Below are 23,029 nucleotides of genomic sequence, written 5' to 3' on the forward strand. Positions count from 1 at the left end.
CTTGGGAGGTTAGGCGGCAGCAGAAGCCGAACCGGCGAGCGGAACTTCCGAGATCGTCTTCAGAACCTGCGAAGCGATCTGATAGGGGCAGCCCTGCGAGTTCGGGCGGCGATCTTCCAGATAACCCTTGTAGTCGTTCTTGATGAAGGAGTGCGGCACGCGGATCGAAGCGCCACGGTCGGCAACGCCGTAGGAGAACTTGTTCCACGGAGCGGTTTCGTGCTTGCCGGTCAGGCGCTTGTCGTTGTCGGGACCGTAGACGTTGATGTGGTCCATCAGGTTCTTTTCGAACTGCGCCATCAGCGCTTCGAAGTAGGCCTTGCCGCCGACTTCGCGCATGTACTTGGTCGAGAAGTTGCAGTGCATGCCCGAGCCGTTCCAGTCGGTGTCGCCGAGCGGCTTGCAATGATACTCGATGTCGATGCCGTATTTTTCGGTCAGGCGCTGCAGCAGGTAGCGCGCCATCCAGATCTGGTCGGCGGCCTTCTTGGAGCCCTTGCCGAAGATCTGGAATTCCCACTGGCCCTTGGCCACTTCGGCATTGATGCCTTCGTGGTTGATGCCGGCAGCGAGGCAGAGATCGAGATGCTCTTCGACGATTTCACGGGCGACGTCGCCGACATTAGAATAGCCGACGCCGGTGTAGTAGGGGCCCTGCGGAGCCGGATAACCCTGCTCGGGGAAGCCGAGCGGGCGGCCGTTCTGATAGAAGAAATATTCCTGCTCGAAGCCGAACCAGGCATCTTCGTCGTCGAGGATGGTGGCGCGGGCGTTGCTCGGGTGCGGCGTGACGCCATCGGGCATCATGACTTCGCACATGACGAGAACGCCGTTGGTGCGGGCCGGGTCGGGATAGATGGCGACGGGCTTCAGCACGCAATCGGAGCTGCGGCCTTCGGCCTGCATCGTCGACGAGCCGTCGAAGCCCCAGAGCGGAAGCTGTTCCAGCGTCGGGAATGCGTCGAATTCCTTGATCTGCGTCTTGCCACGCAGGTTCGGTACCGGGGTGTACCCATCGAGCCAAATATACTCGAGCTTATATTTTGTCATCGTGACTCTCTCAATGCGACGAAGGTGAGCAAACCCGGAGACGATCTGGGCGCGCAAACGCATCCGACCGCCAGGGGATGCACCTATCGAAGCACGTAGCGTGCCAGTTTGATTGCCGACAAAAGAAAAATCTTAAATCGGCCGGTCGATCCGCACTTTTCCCTTTCTCGAAAGAAGCCCGTTTGAACGATCGAAGGCTGATTCATCAGGAGGATAAAGATGTTTCCTGCCTCGGAACCGGATGAAAATTTGGGCGTTAGTTCGAAATGGTGAAGTGTTGAACAAATAGGCGGAAGCTTCAGTCGTAGACAGCATATGGATCAATCATAGTTACTTCATGCATATATTTTGTGCAATTTGCATAAACTATGTGCATCATGCTATGGTCGCAGTCCTGATATCGATGCGCCGAACGGAATGGAGGCGATCTCATGCCCACCGGTTTCCATCGTGAATCCGCGACGATCTACCAGTTTCCTGTCAAACCGACGCGGGCCGCAAACCGGTTCGAACGCGCCAAGCTGATGGAGCGCGAGGCGGCTGATGTCTGCGACGCAGCGCTCGACAGCTGCTGGTATCATGACGAGGCGGTTCGCGAGACGGATCGGCCGACGAAGTCCTGATTTTTACGCCCTTGACGGGGAAGAATGCCGATAAAGCGGGGAGCGCCCGCGCATGGCACACCTGCGCGATCGTCATGCGCGGGTTCAGCGACCGCTCAACCCGAGTTTTTCTCTTGCAACCAACGCCCCATGCTCGCTGACGACGCGAGCCGCCACGCCTGCGGCGAAGCGGGCGGCTGCCGGCGCGTCCTGACTCTCAAGATATCGTGCGAGGAAGGCGCCGTTGAAACTGTCGCCGGCGCTCGTGGTATCGACGACCTTCTTGACCTTTTCGGCCGGAACGAAGGTCTCCTCGCCGCCGAAATTCAAGTTGACACCGTCCGCGCCATTCTTGACCACGATATCGAGAGCGCCCAGCGCGCGGTAGCGATGAATGGTCGCCTCGATGGAATCGTCACCAAAATGAGCGGCCTCGTCGTCAAAGCTCGGCATGACGAGCACGGAGGAGCGAGCGCCTTCGCTGATCGTCGTATGCATCACATCGTAGCTCGACCACAGGCGTGGACGGATGTTGGGGTCGAAAACCACGAGCTTGCCGGCTGCCTTGGCGCGGCGGATTTCGGAGAGCAGCGTTGCGGCATCCTCCTGCGGCAGGATGGCAAGGGTGATGCCGGAGAAATAAATGACTTCAGCGCTTTCCACCGCCTCGCGCAGATGATCCGGATCAGCAGCCAGGCTGCGGGCGGCCGAACTGTCGCGCCAATAGCTGAAGGAGCGTTCGCCGTTCTTCAGGTTGATCATGTAGAGGCCGGGCGTCTTGCCCTTGATGCGGCGGATGAGATTCGTGCCGATACCCGCTCCGGCGATAAAGGCAGCCATCTCGTCCGACATGGCGTCGTCACCGAGCGCGGTGAAATAATCGACCGACCAGTCGGGGCCGAGGCAAGCGCGGGCATACCAGGCGGTATTGAAGGTATCGCCGGCAAAGCCCTTGCGCAGCAGGCCGTCGCCGGCCTGCGAGAGCTCCACCATGCATTCACCGATCGACAGAAACCGTCTTCCGTTCACCTTGTCCTCCCGGCATCGGAGCGCCGCTGATGCAACAGGCCGCTCTATCGCTTTGAATTAACGCTTCATCCGCTGATACGCGGAGCCGGGCGGAGTGACAAGCGTCGATATTGCGAGCGCCATTGGGACAAGGAACCGAAAGCCGCCTTCGCGGGCAAGCGAAGGCGGCGAGCGCGAAGGTGTTTATTCGTGGATGGTGTAGCTGCCGAGCGCGCAAAGGTCCTGCGTGTCTTCGGTGGTGTCGAGGTTCGAGTCTTCGTCGAATTCGAAGCGCATGTCGTATTTGCAGACGGTGCGGCCGTCGGCGATGGTGATGTTCACGGTCTCGCCCGGATTGAGGACATCCTCGCCGAAGACGTCTTCTTCCCAGTTGTTGACGCCGGTCGGCGAGCTGTAGAAGCGCGTCAGGACGGAATTGGTCCCGTTGGTGAGCTGGAATTTCAGATCTTCGGCATACGACGATACGGCGGAGGTGGCAATGATCGCGGCTGCAAGCGCGATCAATCCGGATAGTTTCGATTTCATAGATGCGTTCCCCAAGCCCATGATTAGGCGAGGATGGGGATAACATATTCGCATCTAAATCTTTGTTATCGGAGGCCATAGATTCCGAAGTATCTGTGTTTTGGCCGATTCGCCGCGAAGGGAACGTGACAAGCGTTTGGAAAAAGCGAAGGCCGCTTCATGCGGCCTTCGTTCCATTCACGGCCTGTCCATATGATAGCAGGCGGCCTTCTGGCCGGGACGAACCTCCTCGGTCGGCGGCATTTCGGTCCGGCAGATGTCGGTCGCCTTCCAGCAGCGAGGAGAGAAGACGCAGCCTTTCGGCGGGTTGAGCGGCGAGGGCGGGTCGCCCTGCAGGCGGATGCGGGTGCGCAGGCGCGCGAGCTTCGGATCCGGGATCGGGGCTGCGGAAAAGAGCGCCTGCGTATAGGGGTGGGCGGGATGATCGAAGACGGTAGCGCAGTCGCCTGATTCCACCACGCGGCCGAGATAGAGCACCAGCACGTCGTCGGAGATCAGGCGCACGACGGAGAGGTCGTGGCTGATGAAGATCAGCGTCAGGCCGAACTCCTTTCGCAGCCTACGCAGGAGCGTAATGACCTGGCCTTGGATCGAAACGTCGAGGGCCGAAACCGGCTCATCGCAGACAATGAGTTTCGGTTTGGTGACGATCGCACGCGCAATGCCGATGCGTTGCGCTTGGCCGCCGGAGAACTCGTGCGGATAGCGGTTGATCATCTCAGGCACTAGGCCGACGGCGCTCATGATTTCGCGCACGCGCTGGGTACGCTCGGCCTTCGAAAGCTTCGTTTCGAAGACAGTGAGCGGCTCGGCGATGATGTCGCCGACCGTCATGCGCGGGTCGAGCGAGGCGATCGGATCCTGGAAGATGATCTGCATGTCGCGGCGCGCGGCGCGCATCTCCTCCTCCGACAGGTCGAGAAGATTGCGGCCCTGCCAGAGGATGCGGCCCCTCTGCGATTTCAACAGCCGCAGGATGGAACGGCCAAGCGTGGATTTGCCGCAGCCGGATTCGCCGACGACGCCGAGCGTGCGACCTTCGGCGAGATCGAAGCTGACATTGTTGACGGCGGTAAGGAAGACCGGCGGCTTGAAGAGGCCTTTCGCCGGCAGTTCGAACTGGGTGGTGAGGTTTTCGACCCTCAGCAGCGATCGATCAGCCATGGTTCAGCAACTCCTCACGGCGCGGAAACGGATGGTAGCAGGCCGCACAGTGGCGCGTCGCCAACGGTTCGAGGGGAGGAGGACGGTCGATGCAATCGTCCTGGACCTGCGAACAGCGCGGCGAGAAATTGCAGCCCTTCGGCAGGTGCTGCAGGTTCGGCGGGCGCCCGGGGATAACGACGAGGTGGTCGACATCCTGGTCCGGCCGCGGGATTGAGGCATGCAGCGCCGCCGTATAGGGATGGGCGGGACTATCGAAGAGTTCATCGACAGGCGCCTCCTCGACAATGCGGCCGGCATACATGACGGCGACGCGGTCGGCGAGGCCGGCGACGACGCCGAGATCGTGGGTGATCATGATGAGCGCTGTGTTCATCTCCGCCGTCAGATCGTTGAAGAGATCGAGGATCTGCGCCTGGATAGTGACGTCGAGCGCCGTCGTCGGCTCGTCGGCAATCAGGAGCTTCGGCTTGGTGAGCAGCGCCATGGCGATGACAATGCGCTGGCGCATGCCGCCGGAGAGTTCGTGCGGATAGAGGTGGAAGCGCCGCGTCGGGTCGGGGATGCCGACGCGCTTCAGCATGTCGAGGGCAGCGTCGGATGCCGCGCGCGCCGTCAGGCCGCGGTGAACCTCCAGCTGTTCCGTCAGCTGTCGGGAAATTTTCAGCGACGGGTTCAGCGCCGTCATCGGGTCCTGGAAGACCATGGCCATGTCCTTGCCGCGGATCTGGTCGAGCTCGCGCGACTTCAGCGACAGCACGTCCTTGCCTTCGAGCAGCGCCTGTCCTGTCGTCCTGCCGTTCTTGGCAAGCAGGCCCATGATGCCGAGGAAGGTCTGGCTCTTGCCGGAGCCGGACTCGCCGACGATGGCGATGCGCTCGCCGCGCCGGACGGTGAGGTTCATGTTGGAGACCGCCTTCACCTCGCCGTCGGGCGTCGCGAAGGTGATCGAGTAATCCTTGAGTTCGAGCAGGATGTCTTTTTCTTGGAGCATTCTATCGATCCTTCGGGTCGAACGCGTCGCGCAGGCCGTCGCCGATGAAAAGCAGGCTGAGCAGCAGGGCGACGAGGAAGCTTGCCGGGAAGATCAGCAGCCAGGGCATGCTTTCCATGGCGTCGGTTCCTTCGGCGATCAGCGTGCCGAGCGAGGTCAGCGGTTCCTGCACGCCGAAGCCGAGATAGGAGAGGAAGCTTTCCGTGGCGATGATTTCAGGCACGGTCAGCGCCGCGAAGATGACCACCGGCCCGACGAGGTTCGGGATGATATGCTTGACGATGATCTTGAACGGCCGCTGCCCGGAGGCACGCGCCGCCTCGATGAATTCGCGATGCTTGATCGACAACGTCTGGCCGCGGACGATACGGGCCATGGTCAGCCATTCCAGCGCGCCGATCGCGGCAAAGAGCAGATAGACGTTGCGGCCGAAGATCACCATCAGCAGGATGACGAAGAGGATGTAAGGAAGCGCGTACATGATGTCGACGAAGCGCATCATGATCGCATCCAGTCTTCCGCCGATATAGCCCGATATCGCGCCATAGAGCACGCCGATGACGACAGAGACGACGGTTGCCGTCAGCGCCACGGCCAGCGAGACGCGGGTGCCATAGAGCACCCGGGCGAGAAGGTCGCGGCCGTTCGGATCGGTGCCGAAATAATGGCCGGTCTCGATCGAAGGCGGGATGCGGAAGGCCGCCCAATCCGGGTCCTCGTAGTTGAAGGGAATGAACCAGGGGCCGAGGAAGGCGGCGAGGATCAGCAGCCCCAGGACGACGATTGACAGCACTGCCGCCTTGTTGCGCGCCAGGCGGCGGAGCGCATCCCTGGTGAGCGAACGGCCTTCTGGCGCCAGGCCTTCGGCCTGCAGAAGCTCCTCTGCGAGCAGCTCGCGTTTTGCGGGATTGAGGATCATCGGTTTCTCACTTTCGGATCGAGCCACGCATAGGCGATATCGACGAGAAGGTTCAGGAACACGATCAGCACCATGTAGAAGATGACCGTCCCGAGAACCATGCCGTAGTCGCGGTTCAACGCCGCATTGACGAAGTAGCGGCCGATGCCGGGCAATCCGAAGATGCTCTCGACAACCAGCGAGCCGGTGAGAAGGTAGCTTGCAGCCGGTCCGAGATAGGAGACGACAGGCATCAATGCAGGCTTCAGCGCGTGGCGCATCACCGTCAGCCGCGGGCCGATGCCCTTGGCCTTGGCGGTGCGGATGAAGTTCTGGTTCATCACCTCGATCATCGAGCCGCGGGTGATGCGCGAGATGCGCCCGGCATGCGGTAGGGCCAGAACGACGATCGGCAGCACGAGGAATTTGAGCGAGCCGTCACCCCAGCCGCCGACCGGAAACCAGGCGAGGTGGATGCCGAAGATCAATTGCAGGATCGGCGCGATCAGGAAGTTCGGCAGCACGACGCCGATCAGGATGAGGCTGCCGAGAATGTAGTCCGGCGTCTTGTTCTGGTAGAGCGCCCCGAGACAGCCGACGGTCACGCCGACGAGGATGGCGAGCAGGAAAGCGGCCGTGCCAATCGTGAAAGTATAGGGCAGACCGATCATGATCTGCTGGGCGACGCTGAAATCCTCGCTGGAGAAGGAGGGGCCGAGATCGCCCTTGAGCAGATCTCCGACGTAGAGCAGGTATTGCTGGATCAGCGGCTTGTCGAGATTGTAGTGGGCCGCGAGATTCTTGAGGATGACCGGCGGCAATGGCCTTTCGCCATCGAAGGGGCCGCCGGGAGCGAGGCGCAGGACGAAAAACGAGGCTGTCACGGCGATCCACATGACGGGGATCGTCGACAGCAGGCGACGGAGAGCGTATTTGATCATGGTCGTGGGCCGGTCCTTCCCGCAGTGTGCGGGAAGGACCGTTTTCCCTTACTCTTTCATCGACAGCCAGCGCGTGCGGTGGATGTCCTGGATGTTGTCGACGAAGCCTTCGATCTTCGGCGAAACGACATTCTTCGAGACGTAATAGTAGATCGGCAGGGCGGCGGATTCATCAAGCGCCAGCTGCTCGGCCTTCTTGAAGATTTCGGCGCGCTTGGTGAGGTCCGTCTGAGCATTGCCGTCCTTGATCAGCTTGTCATATTCAGGATTGGACCAGCGGCCGTAATTCATCTGCACGCCCGTCACCAGGAGGTTCAGGAAATTGTCCGGGTCGTTGTAATCGGCAAGCCAGCCGGCACGGCCGATTTCCACCTGGCCGCGCTGCATCTGGTCGTAATGCACCTTGGTTTCGGCGTTGACGAGCTCGACATCAACGCCGAGCGGCTTCCACATCGACGCGATTGCGACGGCGATGCGCTTGTGGTTGTCATTGGTATTGTAGCTGAGGACCGCGTGGAGCGGCTTATCTGGGCCGAATCCTGCGTCGGCAAGCAGCTTCTTGGCCTCGGCGACCTTGTCCTTGTAAGGCAGGTCCTTCCAGGTGACATAGGCCGGCTCGCCGTAATTGGCAGTGCCTGGCGGAACCCAGGAATAGGCCGGAAGCTCGCCGGTGCCGAGGATCTGCGGGCCGATCACTTCGCGGTTGATCGCCATGGAGAGAGCCTGGCGGACGCGCTTGTCGCTGAAAGGAGGCTTCTGCGAGTTGACGACGTAATAATAGAGGCCGGAGAAGGGGGCGACATGCGCCTGGCCCGGCAGGTTCTTCTTCATCCATTCGTACTGGTCTGTGGGAAAGTCGGTGAGGATGTCGAATTCGCCGGCGCGGTAGCGTTTCAGCGCCGCTTCCTGGTCTTCGAGCACGAAGAACTTGGCGCCGTCGATCTTCAGGTCCTTGGTGCCGTACCACTGGTCGTTCTTGACCGTTGTGACGTGCGAGCCGGGAACCCATTCGACCGGCTTATAGGGGCCGTTGGTGACGATGTTGCCGATCTTGACCCAATCCTGGCCCTTCGCCTCGACGACATGCTTCGGCAGCGGATAGGCCGTGTAGTGCATCAGCGCATTGAGGAAATAGGGAGTCGGATTTTCCAGGGTGATTTCGAGCGTCTTGTCGTCGATCGCCTTGACGCCAAGCTGGCTGAGATCGGTGATCTCGCCCTTGTTGATCTTTTCGGCGTTCTTGATGGTGAACTGCAGATAGGCGTAGTCGGCGGCGTTTTTCGGGTCGACGAGGCGCTGGAAGGCGAAGACGAAGTCTCCTGCCGTTACCGGCTGGCCATCGGACCACTTGATGCCGTCGCGGAGCTTGAACGTGTAGACCTTGCCGTCAGGCGAAATGGTCCAGCTTTCGGCCTGGCCGGGGACCGGATTGTCCTTGGCGTCTTCGGTGACGAGGCCTTCGAAAATATCGCCGGCAATACGATTCTCCCAGTCGCCGGAAAGTTTCTGCGGATCGAGCGATTGCGGATCGCCACCATTGTGGATGTTGAGCGTCGCCGCGTGCGCCGAAAACGCCAGTAATGTGCCAAGCATTGCGGAAGCGAGAAATTTTTTCGTGAACTGCTTCATCATGGGTCCACCTTTCTAGGCTTTGCGCCTTTATTAGACATTTGTTCCCGATTTTCGACCTCTTACGTGCAGGTCAGTGCGCACCTTATCGCAAAGGCTTTGCGTTGCAACCCCAAATCCGGAGGCTCGTTTGCGGTTGTGGACAAGCCTATATACGGCTCCCTCTTGTTGGATCGCGACGAAGCGTCGCGGCGGTTTCGGCTCCATTGATAACGGCTTCACATGGTTGTCTTTTGTTTCGTCCGCTTTAGTGTGGCGAGCGCGAACAAGGTAGGAGACGTAGCCGATGGCATTGCAGGCAGGCGGGAATGCGGACTGGTGGCGCGGAGCGGTGATCTATCAGGTCTACCCGCGCTCGTTTCAGGACACCAACAGCGATGGGCTCGGCGATCTCAAGGGGATCACCCGCCGGCTGCCGCATATCGCCAGCCTCGGTGTCGATGCGATTTGGCTTTCGCCCTTCTTCAAGTCTCCGATGGCCGACATGGGTTACGACGTTTCCGATTATTGCGACGTCGACCCAATCTTCGGCACGCTCGCCGATTTCGACGAGATGATGGCCGAGGCGCACAGGCTCGGCATCAAAGTGATCATCGACCAAGTGATCTCGCACACCTCCGACCGACATCCCTGGTTCATCGAGAGCCGGGCGAGCCGGAGCAATCCGAAGGCGGACTGGTATGTCTGGGCCGATCCGAAGCCGGATGGGACGGCGCCGAACAACTGGCTGTCGATCTTCGGTGGCCCGGGCTGGGAATGGGACGGCGTGCGCCGGCAATATTACCAGCACAATTTCCTGACTTCGCAGCCTGACCTCAATTTTCACAGCGCAGAAGTGCAGGAGGCGGTGCTGGAGACGGTGAAGTTCTGGCTCGACCGCGGTGTCGACGGCTTCCGGCTGGACACGGTCAACTATTATTTCTGCGACAGAGAGCTCAGAAGCAATCCGCCGCACGAGCCCGATACCAGTGATGGGGGCCTCGATGCGCCCGACACCAATCCTTATGGCATGCAGAACCACCTCTACGACAAGACGCAGCCGGAAAATATCGGCTTCCTCAAGCGCTTTCGGGCGCTGCTCGACCGCTATGAAGATCGCACGACCGTCGGCGAAGTCGGCGATGGCGCGCGCTCGCTGAAGACGGTCGCCGCCTATACGAGCGGCGACGACAAGCTGCACATGTGCTACACCTTCGATCTGCTGGGGCCCGATTTTACCGCCGCGCATATCCGCGGCTGCGTCGAAGCCTTCCAGAAATCGGTGACCGACGGCTGGGTCTGCTGGGCTTTCTCCAATCATGACGTCATGCGTCATGTCAGCCGGTTTGCACTTGCTGAGGAGGAGCGGCCTGTTATCGCCAAGCTCGCGATCTCCGTACTTGCGGCGCTGCGTGGTTCAATCTGCCTTTATCAGGGCGAAGAGCTCGGACTGCCGGAAGCGGAGCTTGCCTTCGAGGATCTGCGCGATCCCTACGGCATCCGTTTCTGGCCGGCCTTCAAGGGCCGCGACGGATGCCGCACGCCGATGCCGTGGGAGGCCGGCAAGGCGCATGCGGGCTTTACCTCGGCTGAAAAGAGCTGGCTGCCGGTGCCTTACGAGCAGGCTGCGCTTTCCGTGGATACGCAGGAGGATAGCGACAGCTCGGTGCTGCACCACTACCGCCGGACGCTCGCCTTCCGGAAGAGCCATCCTGCGCTGATCGACGGCGAGATGACCTTCATCGGCACCAATCAGGATCTGCTCGCCTTCACCCGCGAAAAGGACGGAGAGAAACTGCTGTTCGTTTTCAACCTGACGCGCAAACCGGCGGAATTCCGCCTGCCTGACGGCATGGTGTTCGGAGAGCCGTTGGTCATGCCGGGATACGAGGCTGTGGAGGGTGCCGGAGCGGTGACGCTTGCGGCGCTGGACGGGTTTTGTGCGCGGGTTGGTAGGCTCGCGAAGCTGCTCGGGAAGGTGCCCGTTGCGAAACCTGTTGAGAGTGAATTGCCCGAGGCCTGGCAGTAAGCACTCCCAACCCCGGCGCTACTCACCCGATCAGCGCGAACTTGTCCACGTCAACCATGCCGCGGTCGGAAATCTTCAGATGCGGGATGACGGGCAGCGGCAGGAAGGCCAGTTGGAGGAAGGGCTCTTCCAGCGTGGCGCCGAGTGCCAAGGCGGCCTGGCGCAGATGGTGCAGCGTGTCGCGCACGGTCTCGTAAGGCTCGATGCTCATCAGGCCGGCGACGGGTAGGGCGATTTCGCCGGTGATCTTGCCATCCTCAACAACGACGAAGCCGCCCTTGATCTCTCCGAGGCGATTTGCGGCGCGCGCCATGTCATCCTCATCGACCCCGACGACGCAGATATTGTGGCTGTCATGTCCGACGGTGGAGGCGATCGCACCCTTCTTCAGGCCGAAGCCCTGGACGAAGCCATTGGCATGGTTGCCGTTCTTGCCGTGGCGCTCGATGACGGCGACCTTGATGATGTCGTTGGTTAGATCGACCGTCGTCTCGTTACCCTTGGCAGGCAGGCGGTAGCGGCGATGCTCGGTGATGATCTTGCCCGGCATGACGCCGATGACCGATGTTTCGCCCTCGGCGACCGGCACTCCAAAATGGGCGGCATTGACCGGCCGGGCCTTGACGCTGTCGAGACCGATCGGGGCGACCGGTTTGCGCGTGGCAAAAAGTCCGTCGGTGACGCGGCGGCCGGCGGAAAAAACCATCTCTGCACGGCAGCTTTGCAGGCTGTCGAGAACCACGAGATCGGCGCGCCAGCCCGGCGCCACCAGGCCGCGGTCTCTAAGGCCGAAGGCGCGGGCGGCAGAGATCGAGGCGGCACGATAGATCGCGAGCGGCTCGACGCCGCTCGCGATCGCCGTGCGGATCATATGATCGAGATGGCCCTGTTCGGCGATATCGAGCGGATTTCGGTCGTCGGTGCAGAGCGCGAGGTAAGGCGAAAGCCGCTCGGTGATGATGGGGATTAGCGCGGCGAGGTCCTTGGAGACCGAACCCTCGCGCACCAAGATGTGCATGCCCTTGCGAATCTTTTCCAGCGCCTCGGTGGCGGTCGTGCACTCGTGCTCGGTGCGGATGCCGGCTGCGAGGTAGCCGTTCAGGTCGTTGCCGGAAAGCAGCGGCGCATGGCCGTCGATATGGCCGGCCTGGAAGGCGTCGAGCTTGGCCATGCAGACGGGATCCTTGTGGATCACGCCGGGGAAATTCATGAACTCGGCAAGGCCGATCACCTTGGGATGATCGCGGAAGGGCAGCAGGCGCTCGATCGGCAAGTCGGCGCCCGAAGTTTCAAGATGCGTTGCCGGCACGCAGGAAGAGAGCTGGACGCGGATGTCCATGATCGTCTCCAGCGCGGATTCGAGGAAGAATTCGATGCCCTCGGCACCGAGCACATTGGCGATCTCATGCGGATCGCAGATGGCGGTGGTGACGCCATAGGGCAAGACGCAGCGATCGAATTCGTGCGGCGTCACCAGCGAGGATTCGATGTGCAGATGTGTGTCGATGAAGCCCGGAACAACTGTCCTGCCCGAGATGTCGATCTCGGTCTCGCCCGCATAGTCGCCCGCGGTGCCGACGATGCGGTCGGCGCCGATGGCGATGTCGGAGCGGACGATTTCGCCGGTGACGAGATCGAAGAAGCTGCCGCCCTTCAGCACGATGTCGGCGGGGACACGGCCCACACCCTGGTCGATGAGTCGTTCGAGTCTGCTGGTCATGGCACCGCTCACATTGCAACCGATTCCGGAACTTATAACCGATCTGCAGCGACATGCGATGCCACAAACGAAACCGGGCGCTTATAGCGCCCGGTCGCAATCTCTATATCTTGGTTTATTCCGCAGCGACGATCTTCCCGCCTTCCCACTTGTAGAGCGAGAAGCTCTGCGAGGTCAGGTCGCCGGTCTCGCCGTAGGTGAGCTTGCCGATGGCGGTCGGAACCTCCATGCCGCCCTTCAGAGCAGCCGCGACGGCTTCCGCATCCTCGGCGCTGCCGGCCTTTTCGATGCCGGCTTTCAGAACTTCGACCGCGGCGTAGGCGTTGAGCGTAAAGGCCTCGGCCGGAATGTTCTTGGCGGTAAGCGCTTCGGCGGCAGCCTTGGAGTCAGGGTTCTTGGTGGCATCGGAAGCATTGGTGAACAGCGTGCCTGCTGCCGCATCGGTGCCGATCGCCCAGAATTCGGTGTTCGAGAGGCCGTCGCCGCCGATGATCATCGCATTGGCGGAAAGATCATGCAACTGGCGGGCGAGCAGGCCGCCTTCCGGGTGGTAGCCGCCGAAATAGACGATGTCGACCTTTTCGGACTTGATACGGGTGGTGAGCGCGCTGAAATCCTTGTCGCCAGGGGTGATCGCGTCATTGACGACTTCGGTGATGCCGCCGGCATTCAGCGTCGCCTTGAAGGCGTCGGCAAGACCCTTGCCGTAGGCGCCCTTGTCGTTGACGATGGCAATGCGTTTGTCCTTGAAATTCTTCAGCACGTATTTGGCGGCGACTTCGGCCTGCTGATCGTCGCGGCCGCAGGTGCGCAGCACGTTGGTGAGGCCGCGCTTGGTGAGGTCGGGAGCTGTTGCGGTCGGGGTGACCATCAGCACGCCGTTTTCAGCCAAAACATCCGACACGGGGATCGCAACGCCCGATGTCACCGGACCGACGACGAAGCGGATGCCGTCGCCGACAACCTTGTTGGCGGCGGAAACGCCTTGCTTCGGTTCGCCGGCATCGTCGGCCAGTTCCAGCACGACTTTCTCACCGAGAATGCCGCCCTTCTTATTGATCACATCGACGGCAGTCTGAGCGCCGTTCTTCACCTGGTCGCCGTAGGCGGCGACGGGACCGGTCAGCGGCGCGATCAGGCCAATGGTGATATCGGCATGAGCAAAGGGCGCAAAGGCGAGTGACGCGACGAGGGTCGCCGTCAATGTCTTGAGGGTCATTGTCTGTCTCCTTGGATGGGGTCGTCGACCCGCGATGATGTGCCGCGCCGGCTTTCCCGATCATTCAACAGCCTCCAGAGGCTGCGCCAAGGACGATCGGTAACGGTGCGATCAGCGAACCCGCCGGCCATGTTTGACTCGGGGAGGGCTCATGGCAAGATTTCTAGAAATTTTGATGAGATTGCGCAAGTTCATAACAAAATGGAAGAAAAATTCGGCCGATCCAGCCGAAAACTCAGTCGGAACGGATCATTTCCTTCGTTTTTCCGTGGTTTTCAGAGGCGAGGCGGCGAATGGTCACGACCTGCCTCCGGACAAAATCACATCCATAAGGTTGTCTTTAACTTTCCTATTAACCGTTAGTTTGGCCAATGGCAGTAGTATCCAGGAGACCCCGAATACCGCCGCATTGAAAAAGAGAACTATACAAAGAATTAGATAGACCTATCGGGAAACAGAGATCTGATGCTCAAGCGTATCGACGCCGGTCAGGTGTGTATCGGAATGTTTGTGGAGGTTATCGAGGGTCTGTGGCAGGATCCGTTTTTGTCCAAGCGCAGATTTTCCCTGCGGCGTGAGATTGATGCTGCAAAAATTCGTAAATGCGGCACTGCCGGCGTCGTCATCAATACCAGCAAGGGGCTCGATACCAACGGCCCGCCGAGCCGTGACGTCGAGATCGACATTCAAGCCGCGCGCGAGACCGTTCAGAAATCAGTGCCGTTGTTGGAAGAGGCTTTCGCAAAGTTGCGGAACGGCGATGGAATCAGCATAGATCACGTGGCGCCGGTGATCTCGTCCGTCTCCAAGTCGATGGATGAGAACCCTGCGGTGTTTCTGAGCGTCACGCGCCTGAAATCAAAGGACGAGGTAACCTTCCTGCATTCCATTTCGGTCAGCGCGCTGATGATCCTTTTCAGCCGCCATCTCGCACTCGACGAGCATACGATTCAGATGCTTGGCACCGCGGGTTTGCTGCACGATGTCGGCAAGCTTGAAGTTCCGCTTGAGGTGCTGAACAAGGCAGGGCCTCTGGAAAAGGATGAAATCGGCTTGCTTCGGGGCCATCCGGAGAAGGGGCACGCGATCCTGTCGCAGCAGGAGGGCATGTCGGACATCGTTCTCGACGTTTGCCTCAATCATCACGAACGCATCGACGGCAAAGGCTATCCGCGCAGCTTGCCAGCCAGCGAGGTGAGCCTCCACGCGCGGATGGCCACGATCTGCGATGTGTATGACGCCATTACCTCTGTGCGGCCATATAAGGCGCCGTGGAGTGCCAGCCAGGCACTGAAATGGATGTTCGGCGCCGAGGGGCATTTCGATCGCCAGCTCCTGAAAAAGTTCGCCCTCTGCCTTTCCGTCGCTTCTGTGAGCTGAGGTTTGCATTTTCAGACGAAAAGACCCGCGAGAACATTGTCCATTGCGGGTCTTTGGTAGAGGGCCTCGTGGGCGTCTTCAGATGTTGTTCTGAAGGATGGTCCGCAGCTTGCCGAAGAGCTCGTCGATATGCTGTTTCTCAATGATCAGCGGCGGGGAGAGTGCGATGATGTCACCGGTGGTGCGGATCAGAAGCCCGCTCTCATAGGCCTTCAGGAAGGCGGTGAAGGCGCGCTTCGTCGGTTCGCCGGCGATCGGGTCGAGTTCGATTGCGCCGATCAGGCCGGTGTTCCTGATGTCGATGACGTTGGGGCAGTCCCTGAGCGAATGCAGCGCGTCGGCCCAATAATCCGAAAGCTCGGCGGCGCGGGTGAGCAGACCTTCTTCCTTATAGGTGTCGAGCGTGGCGAGGGCTGCGGCGGAAGCGATCGGGTTCCCGGAATAGGTATAGCCGTGGAAGAACTCGATCATGTGCTCCGGCCCGTTCATGAAGGCGTCATGGATTTCGGAGGTGACGAACACGGCGCCCATCGGAATGACGCCGTTGGTCAGCCCCTTGGCGGTGGTGATCATGTCGGGCTTGACGTCGTAATATTGCGCGGCGAAGGGGGCGCCGAGACGGCCGAAACCGGTGATGACTTCGTCGAAGATCAGAAGGATGCCGTGTTTGGTGCAGATTTCGCGCAGCTTCTGCAAGTAGCCCTTCGGCGGAATCAGAACGCCGGTGGAGCCCGCCACCGGCTCGATGATGACGGCGGCGATGGTGGAGGCGTCATGCAGCGTGACGATGCGCTCGAGTTCGGTGGCGATGTCGCCGCCATGCTCAGGTTCGCCGCGGGTAAAGTTGTTCTTGCCGGGCTGGTGGGTGTGCGGCATGTGATCGACACCGGTCAGGAGCGTGCCGAACATCTTGCGGTTGGCGACGATGCCGCCGACGGAGATGCCGCCGAAATTGACGCCGTGATAGCCGCGCTCGCGGCCGATCAGGCGGAAACGCGAACCGTTACCCTTCACGCGGTGATAGGCAAGCGCCACCTTGAGGGCAGTCTCGACGGATTCGGAACCGGAATTAGTGTAGAGGACGTGGTTCATGCCTTCCGGAGCGATATCGACCAGGCGGTTCGCCAGTTCGAACGCTTTGGGATGGCCGAGCTGGAAAGCCGGCGCGTAATCGAGTTCACCCGCCTGTTCGCGGATGGCTTCGGTGATTTTCGGGCGGCAGTGGCCGGCGTTGACGCACCATAGGCCAGCCGTGCCGTCCAACACCTGACGACCGTCATGGGTGGTATAATACATGTCCTTGGCGCCGACGAATAACCGCGGCTCCTTCTTGAACTGGCGATTTGCCGTGAATGGCATCCAAAAGGCACGAAGATCGTTCGGTGCATTGAGGCGGTTGGACATGCTGTTCTCCTGGCCCTTGGCGGCCCGTTCCCGGGGGCTTGTCGCTCGAATTTTTACTGCCCGGTCAAATTATCAGGGCTTCCCAACGCGTCAACGAGAAATGTCCCGACAAAAAAGCACAACCGGCAAATCGCGAGATTTGCCGGTCGTTTTGAGTTCAGCTGCTGGAATACGTTGCCGAGACTTCCGGTGAGCACTTCCTTCGGCGCGGCAGCGGCCAACGCTTATGTCAGCGCTATCATCAGGCTGCGGATCTGCTTCTGCTCGGAACGAGGTAGATGTCTTCGAGCGTCGCCAGGATCTTCATGACAGGCTCGGAAGTACTCGAATAGTAGATGGTCTGGGCGTCGCGGCGGGTCTTGACCAGCTTCTGCGCACGCAGTTTCGAAAGGTGCTGTGAAAGCGCCGACTGGCTGAGGCCGACTTGTGTGGCAAGCACGCCGACGGCGACTTCGCCCTTCACCAGGCTGCACAGGATCAGCAATCTTTTGGGATTGGCCATGGCTGACAATAGGGCTGCCGCCACATTCGTGTGGTCAGCCAAATCGGGGGTTTCCATATTGTTATCTTCCTAATGCGAAACGTACATCATCTATCTGGTAAGGGCTGTCTGCCGGAGCCCGCGGCAAAATTAGCAACTGGGCTCGAAGATTGTATATACCTAAATTTAAGGTATCGAGTATGCTATTTTAGATATGTTTGAACAAATGTGATCGGAATCCACAGCGAGCGTTTCGAATTCGTATCGCAGCAAAAAGTCGCCGGAAATGATCTCAAAACCCGCCGGATCGATGCCGCAGATGCGCCAAGAAGCCGATTTCGGGGCTTTTAAGCGCGCTGCAAGGGCTCCCGCCACATCGGGATGGCGTTCTACTAAATCTCGCACTGTTTCGGCCGCTTTAGCGGCGATCTCTTCGTTTGCCGGCGACTGGATGATGAGATCCCCGCCGTCGAGATGGTAGGCGCGACCGAAGCCGGCGTTGAGGCTCGCCTGCTCCGGTTTGAGACGGAAGAAGAGGAAATCGGGGAAATCGATATAGAGATTTGCCTTGGGATGGCGATCGAGGAAACGCGTGCGAATGCGCTCGTGAAACCGATGACCATGCTCAATCGGCTCCGCGATGCATTGGGTCGTCAGCCGGCCATGGGCAAGCGGATCGCCCTTGCCGGGCTCGCCGGTCAGCAACGAGGCGCGCGGGTCTCTTGCGAGCGCCTTTGTGTGAGCCGAAAGTTTCGAAACCAGGATGACGGGGACGCCGTCGATATCGGTGGCGAGGAGGACACGGCTGGCAAAGGGAAAACCGGTGTCGGGATCGAGAACGGCAATCGCCGCGTACCGTGCGGAGCGCAACAGCACGCGGGCGAGCCTGCGGGCCTCGTCGTCGGTTTCGCGTAAGGGCGAGGGCTGATCTTTCATACCCGCTTTGTGGCAAAGCGGATCGAAAACATCAAGCGTCCTCCTTGCGGCGATGGCGCGTGAGGCCGGCGACGATATCCTGGGCGGTGATGGTGCCGATGACAGTACCGTTTTCCACGATGCCGATGCTGCCCGGCTGGCGGGCGAGTACATCGAGGACATCGACGAGCGGGGTCGCGGCACGGGCCGTGGCGCTGACGCTCATGCCGGCGGCCGTCTGGCCGAGGCCGGGCTGCATGACGTCGGCGGCGGTCAGCATGTTGATCGGATTGAGGTTCTGCACAAAGTCGGCGACATACTGGTCCGCGGGGTTCTTGACGATGTCGTGTGGCGTTCCGCACTGGATGATCCGGCCGCCCTCCATGATGGCGATACGGTTGCCGATGCGGAAGGCCTCGTCGAGATCGTGGCTGACGAAGAGAATGGTCTTCTTCAGCCGCCGCTGGAACTCCAGGAGTTCGTCCTGCAGGCGGGTGCGGATCAGCGGGTCGAGCGCCGAGAACGGCTCGTCCATGAGCAGGATCGGGGCGCCGGTAGCAAAGGCGCGGGCAAGGCCGACACGCTGCTGCATGCCGCCTGACAGCTCGTTGACCTTGCGGTTCGCCCATTTCGTCAGGTTGACAAGTTCGAGCTGCTCGCCGACGCGGGCCTTGCGTTCGGCCTCAGGCATGCCGGCGAGTTCGAGACCGAAGCCGACATTTTCGGCGACGGTGCGCCAGGGCAGGAGAGCGAACTGCTGGAACACCATGGAGACGGTGTGGGTTCGCAGTTCGCGCAGCGCCTTGGCATTGCATTTGTAAGGGTTGACGAGGCCGGTGGTCGTGGAGACCGCGACGTCGCCGCGCACCACGGGAGCGAGCCCGTTGACGGCGCGCAGCAAGGTCGACTTGCCCGAACCGGAAAGGCCCATCAGCACGAGGATCTCGCCTTCCTCGATCGTTAGCGACGCATTGGCGACGCCGAGCACCAGGCCGGTCGCGGCGCCGATCTCGTCACGCGTTTTGCCCTGGTCGGCCATGGCAAGGGCGGCTTCCGGTCGGTCGCCGAAGATAATACTGACATCCTTGAAGCTTACCGCGGTCATGCGCCGTCTCCTTCACCCGCCGTGCGGAACATGCGGTCGAGAATGATCGCCAGGATGACGATACAGAGACCGGCTTCGAAGCCTTTTGCGACATTGACGGTGTTCAGCGCACGCACGACCGGCACGCCGAGACCATCGGCGCCGACAAGTGCGGCGATGACTACCATCGATAGCGACAACATAATGGTCTGGGTGAGGCCCGCCATGATCTGCGGCGCGGCGAAGGGGAGCTCGACCTTGCGCAGCACCTGCATCGGCCGTGCGCCGAAGGCGACCGCGGCTTCGACAAGGGAGGGCGGCGTCGAGATGATGCCGAGACGTGTCAACCGGATGGGAGCGGGGATTGCGAAGATGACGGTCGCGATCAGGCCCGGAACCATTCCAAGGCCGAAGAGGATCAGCGCCGGGATCAGGTAGACAAATGTCGGAATGGTCTGCATCAGATCGAGTACCGGGCGCATGGCTGCGTAGACCCAGGCGCGGCGGGCGGCCGCGATACCGAGCGGAATACCGATCACCATGCTGACAAAGGTGGAGGCGAGCACGAGGGCGAGCGTCTCCGTCGTCTCCTTCCAGTATCCTTGGTTCATGATGAGCAGCAGCCCAAGACATGTGAAGAGCGTGATCGCGATCGACCGCCGAAGCCAGAAGGCGAGGGCGGAAATGACCGCGATGACAATCAGCGGATGCGGCTTTTGCAGCACGAAGAGCAGGCCGTCGATGACGTGCGACAGCAGAAAGGCAAGCTGGTTGAAGAACCATTCGCCATTCGAGGTCAGCCAGTCCACGAAGGATTTGGCCAATGGGCCGATGGGAATCTTAGAGTCGGTGATCCAATTCAAGAGCGCGCCTATCCAGAAAAAAATAACAATCGGACAAAAATGAAGCGGGGCGGCGAGCCGCCCCGTTCATGCGATCAAAGGCCGAGGCTGGTCTTGGCGGCCGCCAGCGCGTCGCCCTTGCCGTCGCGGGTCTTGACGCCGGCGAGCCAGGGCTCGAGCGCCGACGGGTTGGCCTTCAGCCATTCGGTAGCCGCAGCTTCCGGCTCCTTGCCGTCATCGAGGATCTTGCCCATGATCTGGTTCTCCATGTCGAGGGAGAACGTCAGGTTCTTCAGCATCGCGCCGACATTCGGGCATTCGCCGAGGTAGCCGGCGCGGACATTGGTAAAGACCTTGGCGCCGCCGAAGTCGGGACCGAAGACGTCGTCGCCGCCCGTGAGGTAGGTCAGCTTGAAGTTGGTGTTCATCGGATGGGGTTCCCAGCCGAGGAAAACGACGGGCTTGCCTGCTTTTTCGGCGCGAGCGACCTGGGCGAGCATGCCCTGTTCGGAGGATTCGACGACTTCCATATCCTTCATGCCGAAGGTGTTCTTTTCGATCAGATCCATGACGAGGCGGTTGCCGTCATTGCCGGGCTCGATACCGTAGATCTTGCCGTCGAGATCGTCCTTATGGGCGGCGATATCCTTGAAGTCCTTGATGCCGAGCTCGGCACCCTTGGCGTTGGTGGCGAGCGTGTACTTGGCGCCGACGAGGTTGGGGCCGAAGGATTCGACCGACTTGTCATCGATATAGGGGCGGACGTCCTTTTCCTGTGTCGGCATCCAGTTGCCGAGGAAGATGTCGATGTCCTTATTCTTCAGCGAGGTGTAGGTGACCGGCACCGAGAGGACCTTGATGTCGGTCTGGTAGCCGATGCTTTTCAGGACGACGGATGCGGTCGCCGTGGTGGCGGTGATATCAGTCCAGCCGACGTCGGAGAAGTGGACGGTGGAGCAGCTGTCTGGATCGGCGGCGAAAGCGGCGGTCGCAACGGAGAGGGCGGCGACGGCAGTTGCAGTGACGAGTTTGAATGTGCTTGTTGTTTTCATTTTAGACTCCCAGTCTTTAGGTCCCCAAGCCAATCACCAATAGCCGAGTTTGACAAGCGACCTCAGTGTGTTTGCGTCGTATCGACGGGTGCGATTGCGACGTCTGCAGATTTTTCGCAGTCGCGGGTTTTCGCGGCTTTCGGCGGGTTTTGGGCGTCAATTCCTGTGATTATCGCCGTTGCGGGGCTTTTCTTTGCCAATCCGAGCTTTCAATAAACCGATCAAGGAGAAATCGGATGGCAAAGCTCTATTTCAACTACTCGACGATGAACGCCGGCAAGTCGACGATGCTGCTGCAGGCCTCCTATAATTATCAGGAGCGCGGCATGCGGACGGTGCAGCTGATCGCCGCCTTCGACGAGCGCGCCGGCCGCGGCGTCATCGGCTCGCGGATCGGGCTGGAGGCGAGCGCCATTCCCTTCGAGCCGGACGAGGATCTGTTCCGGCTGGTCATGACGCTGAGCGGCGAAGGGGCGCCGATCTCCTGCGTCTTCGTCGACGAGGCGCATTTCATGACGCCTCTCCATGTCTGGCAGCTTGCCCGCATCGTCGACCGGCTCGGCATCCCCGTCATGGTCTACGGGCTGAGGACGGATTTTCAGGGCAAGCTGTTTCCGGCCTCACAGGAGCTTTTGGCGATCGCGGACGAAATGCGCGAGGTGCGGACGATCTGCCACTGCGGGCGTAAGGCGACGATGGTGGTGCGGCTGGACGCGCAGGGAAAGGTGCTGCACGAAGGCGCGCAGATCGACGTCGGCGGCAATGAGAAGTATGTCTCGCTCTGCCGCAAGCACTGGGATGACGAAATGAACGGGGCCTGGATCGCCGAGCCGGTGTGAGGCGGTGACAGGCCGGTTTTCTTCGGCGTCTGGAGCGGCTAGCTTGGGCAGGAGATTCTCCGGAGGGATGAGGTGCGCAAAGCTCCGCCATTCGACAGTCAGTACGAAGCCGCAGGCGGCCTTGCCGAAAAGATTGCGGCCGAGGGAGCCTATTGCGAAGCCTGCATCCGCGGCTTTGACAGCGAAGAAACACGATCGGCTGACGAGGTTTTTCTCGAACAGAATGCGCGATTCCAGGCCCATATCGCCGATGGCGCGGCGCTCGATGCGTTGCTTGCCGAGCTGGTCTTTACGTTGGACCGCATGACGGCAGAGGTTTCGGCCGATCTCGACAGTTTCCGCGGATTGACGCTGCGCGAGAAAATGGCCGGCTGGACATCACGCCATCGGATGTGGCGCATGTATACCGAACGGGTGCGCGAGGCGCCTGTCATCGAGCGGCTGCTCGATCTCCTGGCGAAATCGGACGCGCTCGCCAGGCTGATCGTGAGCCAGCGCACCTCTATCATCGAACGCCACAAGATAGCCGAACATGGTCTCGTGCGCATTGTCGAGCAACGGCGCCGGCTGGTCGATTCTATCGACATCGCCCGGCTGAAGATGAAGGAGCTCAACGCCAAAGCACTGACGACGCAGGGCCGTATCGGCGTCTATGGCAACAGGGCGCACTGGGAACAGATGGAGGCAGAGCGGCGGGCGTTGAAGGCAGAGGCCGAACAAATTTCCGCGGAGGAGCACGAGATGCGGGACGACAGCCAGCGGCGCGAGCGCTTCATCGGCCTGTTCCAGGCTTTCGTCGATTCGTTGAATGGCCGGATCGGTGCCTGCAACGTCTTGCTGCGCAAGCTGATGATCGACGTCGAGGAGCGGCTGATCATCTATCAGGCGCAGGTCGATACCGACCGGCCGGGCATGAAGGTCAGGATCAAGCCGGAGCTCTTCCCCGATATAGCAGCACCGATCAGGCTGTTCGAGAAGGGCATGCTGGTCGCCCAGGATCTGGAGCGGCGCAAGAGCCGGGCCGACGTCGACGTCGCCGGAAAGTTTCCGGCCTATGCCGAGCCGGCGCCGGAAACGCCGGGAGCGCCGCTCATCGATCCCGCTCGCAGGTCCTTCCGCTTCAGCCTGCCTTTCCTGCGCTCCTGAACCGTGAAGCGCACAGTCAGGGCTGCTTTCATTCGCAAAAATCGGGCGGCTCATGTTGTGCTCGGCTCACCGAGCGCATATGTGGATGCGACGGGGCGGCGATGTCC

General features: G+C 60.7%; 21 protein-coding genes. 5 read left to right on the forward strand and 16 right to left on the reverse strand.

Going from position 1 to position 23,029, the window contains the following annotated elements; translation table 11 throughout:
* Nucleotides 1-9 precede the first annotated feature (9 nt).
* The gene (locus QWJ46_RS02060) at nucleotides 10-1,050 is read right to left on the reverse strand and encodes a glutamine synthetase beta-grasp domain-containing protein (protein WP_011426340.1); all 1,041 of its coding nucleotides are present in this window, start codon (nucleotides 1,048-1,050) and stop codon (nucleotides 10-12) included.
* Between the two features lie 431 nt (nucleotides 1,051-1,481).
* Between QWJ46_RS02060 and gstI the strand changes: the two genes are divergently transcribed.
* A complete protein-coding gene (gstI, locus tag QWJ46_RS02065; protein ID WP_184454046.1) occupies nucleotides 1,482-1,673 on the forward strand; it encodes a glutamine synthetase translation inhibitor GstI in 192 nt (63 codons plus the stop codon).
* An 84-nt stretch (nucleotides 1,674-1,757) separates the two neighbouring features.
* Here the strand turns inward: gstI and QWJ46_RS02070 are convergent, their stop codons facing one another.
* The 7 genes from QWJ46_RS02070 to QWJ46_RS02100 all read right to left on the reverse strand — a co-directional run bounded on the left by QWJ46_RS02070 (nucleotide 1,758) and on the right by QWJ46_RS02100 (nucleotide 8,832).
* The gene (locus QWJ46_RS02070; protein ID WP_302748811.1) at nucleotides 1,758-2,681 is read right to left on the reverse strand and encodes a sugar kinase; all 924 of its coding nucleotides are present in this window, start codon (nucleotides 2,679-2,681) and stop codon (nucleotides 1,758-1,760) included.
* A gap of 183 nt (nucleotides 2,682-2,864) precedes the next feature.
* Nucleotides 2,865-3,206 carry a hypothetical protein gene (locus QWJ46_RS02075; RefSeq protein WP_210630395.1) on the reverse strand — a complete coding sequence of 114 codons (342 nt, stop codon included), beginning with the start codon at nucleotides 3,204-3,206 and terminating at the stop codon, nucleotides 2,865-2,867.
* Between the two features lie 177 nt (nucleotides 3,207-3,383).
* Nucleotides 3,384-4,370: an ABC transporter ATP-binding protein gene (locus QWJ46_RS02080; protein WP_302748812.1), complete on the reverse strand. Its 987-nt coding sequence runs from the start codon at nucleotides 4,368-4,370 to the stop codon at nucleotides 3,384-3,386.
* Nucleotides 4,363-5,364, reverse strand: coding sequence for an ABC transporter ATP-binding protein (locus QWJ46_RS02085; RefSeq protein ID WP_302748813.1), 1,002 nt, complete (start codon nucleotides 5,362-5,364; stop codon nucleotides 4,363-4,365). Before QWJ46_RS02085 ends, QWJ46_RS02080 begins: the two co-directional genes overlap by 8 nt.
* A 1-nt stretch (nucleotide 5,365) precedes the next feature.
* Nucleotides 5,366-6,283, reverse strand: a complete 918-nt coding sequence (locus tag QWJ46_RS02090; protein WP_184454056.1) for an ABC transporter permease — start codon at nucleotides 6,281-6,283, stop codon at nucleotides 5,366-5,368.
* Nucleotides 6,280-7,203, reverse strand: a complete 924-nt coding sequence (gene oppB, locus QWJ46_RS02095) for an oligopeptide ABC transporter permease OppB (protein ID WP_184454058.1) — start codon at nucleotides 7,201-7,203, stop codon at nucleotides 6,280-6,282. The genes QWJ46_RS02090 and oppB overlap by 4 nt, the downstream gene beginning before the upstream one ends.
* A 48-nt stretch (nucleotides 7,204-7,251) precedes the next feature.
* Entirely contained in the window at nucleotides 7,252-8,832 is a 1,581-nt protein-coding gene (locus tag QWJ46_RS02100; RefSeq protein WP_302748903.1) for a peptide ABC transporter substrate-binding protein, read from the reverse strand.
* Between the two features lie 286 nt (nucleotides 8,833-9,118).
* Between QWJ46_RS02100 and QWJ46_RS02105 the strand changes: the two genes are divergently transcribed.
* Complete coding sequence (locus tag QWJ46_RS02105; RefSeq protein ID WP_302748814.1) at nucleotides 9,119-10,840, forward strand: alpha-glucosidase family protein; 1,722 nt, start codon at nucleotides 9,119-9,121, stop codon at nucleotides 10,838-10,840.
* 22 nt (nucleotides 10,841-10,862) lie between these two features.
* On the opposite strand, the gene ade is transcribed toward QWJ46_RS02105, so the two are convergent.
* Together ade and QWJ46_RS02115 are read right to left on the reverse strand one after the other, a co-directional pair.
* Nucleotides 10,863-12,560: an adenine deaminase gene (gene ade / locus QWJ46_RS02110; RefSeq protein ID WP_302748815.1), complete on the reverse strand. Its 1,698-nt coding sequence runs from the start codon at nucleotides 12,558-12,560 to the stop codon at nucleotides 10,863-10,865.
* Between the two features lie 115 nt (nucleotides 12,561-12,675).
* Nucleotides 12,676-13,779: a branched-chain amino acid ABC transporter substrate-binding protein gene (locus tag QWJ46_RS02115; protein WP_302748816.1), complete on the reverse strand. Its 1,104-nt coding sequence runs from the start codon at nucleotides 13,777-13,779 to the stop codon at nucleotides 12,676-12,678.
* Between the two features lie 465 nt (nucleotides 13,780-14,244).
* Between QWJ46_RS02115 and QWJ46_RS02120 the strand changes: the two genes are divergently transcribed.
* On the forward strand, nucleotides 14,245-15,159 hold the full coding sequence (locus QWJ46_RS02120; RefSeq protein WP_302748817.1) for an HD-GYP domain-containing protein: 915 nt from the start codon (nucleotides 14,245-14,247) through the stop codon (nucleotides 15,157-15,159).
* 78 nt (nucleotides 15,160-15,237) lie between these two features.
* Here QWJ46_RS02120 and QWJ46_RS02125 read toward each other — a convergent pair whose 3' ends face one another.
* From QWJ46_RS02125 to QWJ46_RS02150, 6 genes are all read right to left on the reverse strand, one after another.
* Entirely contained in the window at nucleotides 15,238-16,563 is a 1,326-nt protein-coding gene (locus QWJ46_RS02125; RefSeq protein ID WP_064804165.1) for an aspartate aminotransferase family protein, read from the reverse strand.
* 241 nt (nucleotides 16,564-16,804) lie between these two features.
* Nucleotides 16,805-17,122, reverse strand: coding sequence for a helix-turn-helix transcriptional regulator (locus tag QWJ46_RS02130; RefSeq protein ID WP_064684394.1), 318 nt, complete (start codon nucleotides 17,120-17,122; stop codon nucleotides 16,805-16,807).
* Nucleotides 17,123-17,230: 108 nt separating this feature from the next.
* Nucleotides 17,231-17,980, reverse strand: a complete 750-nt coding sequence (locus QWJ46_RS02135) for a HugZ family protein (RefSeq protein ID WP_184454072.1) — start codon at nucleotides 17,978-17,980, stop codon at nucleotides 17,231-17,233.
* Nucleotides 17,981-18,011: 31 nt separating this feature from the next.
* The gene (choV, locus tag QWJ46_RS02140; RefSeq protein WP_064804161.1) at nucleotides 18,012-19,064 is read right to left on the reverse strand and encodes a choline ABC transporter ATP-binding protein; all 1,053 of its coding nucleotides are present in this window, start codon (nucleotides 19,062-19,064) and stop codon (nucleotides 18,012-18,014) included.
* On the reverse strand, nucleotides 19,061-19,906 hold the full coding sequence (choW, locus tag QWJ46_RS02145) for a choline ABC transporter permease subunit (protein WP_088393198.1): 846 nt from the start codon (nucleotides 19,904-19,906) through the stop codon (nucleotides 19,061-19,063). Before choW ends, choV begins: the two co-directional genes overlap by 4 nt.
* 74 nt (nucleotides 19,907-19,980) lie before the next feature.
* Entirely contained in the window at nucleotides 19,981-20,937 is a 957-nt protein-coding gene (locus QWJ46_RS02150; protein ID WP_184454074.1) for a choline ABC transporter substrate-binding protein, read from the reverse strand.
* Nucleotides 20,938-21,173: 236 nt separating this feature from the next.
* On the opposite strand from QWJ46_RS02150, the gene QWJ46_RS02155 reads away from it, so the two are divergent.
* Both QWJ46_RS02155 and QWJ46_RS02160 read left to right on the forward strand, forming a co-directional pair.
* The gene (locus tag QWJ46_RS02155) at nucleotides 21,174-21,776 is read left to right on the forward strand and encodes a thymidine kinase (RefSeq protein ID WP_302748818.1); all 603 of its coding nucleotides are present in this window, start codon (nucleotides 21,174-21,176) and stop codon (nucleotides 21,774-21,776) included.
* 72 nt (nucleotides 21,777-21,848) lie between these two features.
* Nucleotides 21,849-22,922, forward strand: coding sequence for a hypothetical protein (locus QWJ46_RS02160; RefSeq protein ID WP_302748819.1), 1,074 nt, complete (start codon nucleotides 21,849-21,851; stop codon nucleotides 22,920-22,922).
* Nucleotides 22,923-23,029: the final 107 nt, after the last annotated feature.

The sequence above is a fragment of the Rhizobium sp. CBN3 genome, from assembly GCF_030518245.1.
In the GTDB taxonomy this organism is placed as follows: domain Bacteria; phylum Pseudomonadota; class Alphaproteobacteria; order Rhizobiales; family Rhizobiaceae; genus Rhizobium; species Rhizobium aethiopicum_A.

What these genes read in the sequence shown, in the direction of transcription:
- QWJ46_RS02150 (WP_184454074.1), bottom strand. Translation starts at nt 20,937, where the DNA reads ATGAAAACAACAAGCACATTCAAACTCGTCACTGCAACTGCCGTCGCC.
- QWJ46_RS02075 (WP_210630395.1), bottom strand. Translation starts at nt 3,206, where the DNA reads ATGAAATCGAAACTATCCGGATTGATCGCGCTTGCAGCCGCGATCATT.
- oppB (WP_184454058.1), bottom strand. Translation starts at nt 7,203, where the DNA reads ATGATCAAATACGCTCTCCGTCGCCTGCTGTCGACGATCCCCGTCATG.
- QWJ46_RS02105 (WP_302748814.1), top strand. Translation starts at nt 9,119, where the DNA reads ATGGCATTGCAGGCAGGCGGGAATGCGGACTGGTGGCGCGGAGCGGTG.
- QWJ46_RS02120 (WP_302748817.1), top strand. Translation starts at nt 14,245, where the DNA reads ATGCTCAAGCGTATCGACGCCGGTCAGGTGTGTATCGGAATGTTTGTG.
- QWJ46_RS02115 (WP_302748816.1), bottom strand. Translation starts at nt 13,779, where the DNA reads ATGACCCTCAAGACATTGACGGCGACCCTCGTCGCGTCACTCGCCTTT.
- QWJ46_RS02125 (WP_064804165.1), bottom strand. Translation starts at nt 16,563, where the DNA reads ATGTCCAACCGCCTCAATGCACCGAACGATCTTCGTGCCTTTTGGATG.
- QWJ46_RS02100 (WP_302748903.1), bottom strand. Translation starts at nt 8,832, where the DNA reads ATGAAGCAGTTCACGAAAAAATTTCTCGCTTCCGCAATGCTTGGCACA.
- QWJ46_RS02090 (WP_184454056.1), bottom strand. Translation starts at nt 6,283, where the DNA reads ATGATCCTCAATCCCGCAAAACGCGAGCTGCTCGCAGAGGAGCTTCTG.
- QWJ46_RS02135 (WP_184454072.1), bottom strand. Translation starts at nt 17,980, where the DNA reads ATGAAAGATCAGCCCTCGCCCTTACGCGAAACCGACGACGAGGCCCGC.
- QWJ46_RS02130 (WP_064684394.1), bottom strand. Translation starts at nt 17,122, where the DNA reads ATGGAAACCCCCGATTTGGCTGACCACACGAATGTGGCGGCAGCCCTA.
- QWJ46_RS02080 (WP_302748812.1), bottom strand. Translation starts at nt 4,370, where the DNA reads ATGGCTGATCGATCGCTGCTGAGGGTCGAAAACCTCACCACCCAGTTC.
- gstI (WP_184454046.1), top strand. Translation starts at nt 1,482, where the DNA reads ATGCCCACCGGTTTCCATCGTGAATCCGCGACGATCTACCAGTTTCCT.
- ade (WP_302748815.1), bottom strand. Translation starts at nt 12,560, where the DNA reads ATGACCAGCAGACTCGAACGACTCATCGACCAGGGTGTGGGCCGTGTC.
- choV (WP_064804161.1), bottom strand. Translation starts at nt 19,064, where the DNA reads ATGACCGCGGTAAGCTTCAAGGATGTCAGTATTATCTTCGGCGACCGA.
- QWJ46_RS02085 (WP_302748813.1), bottom strand. Translation starts at nt 5,364, where the DNA reads ATGCTCCAAGAAAAAGACATCCTGCTCGAACTCAAGGATTACTCGATC.
- QWJ46_RS02060 (WP_011426340.1), bottom strand. Translation starts at nt 1,050, where the DNA reads ATGACAAAATATAAGCTCGAGTATATTTGGCTCGATGGGTACACCCCG.
- QWJ46_RS02155 (WP_302748818.1), top strand. Translation starts at nt 21,174, where the DNA reads ATGGCAAAGCTCTATTTCAACTACTCGACGATGAACGCCGGCAAGTCG.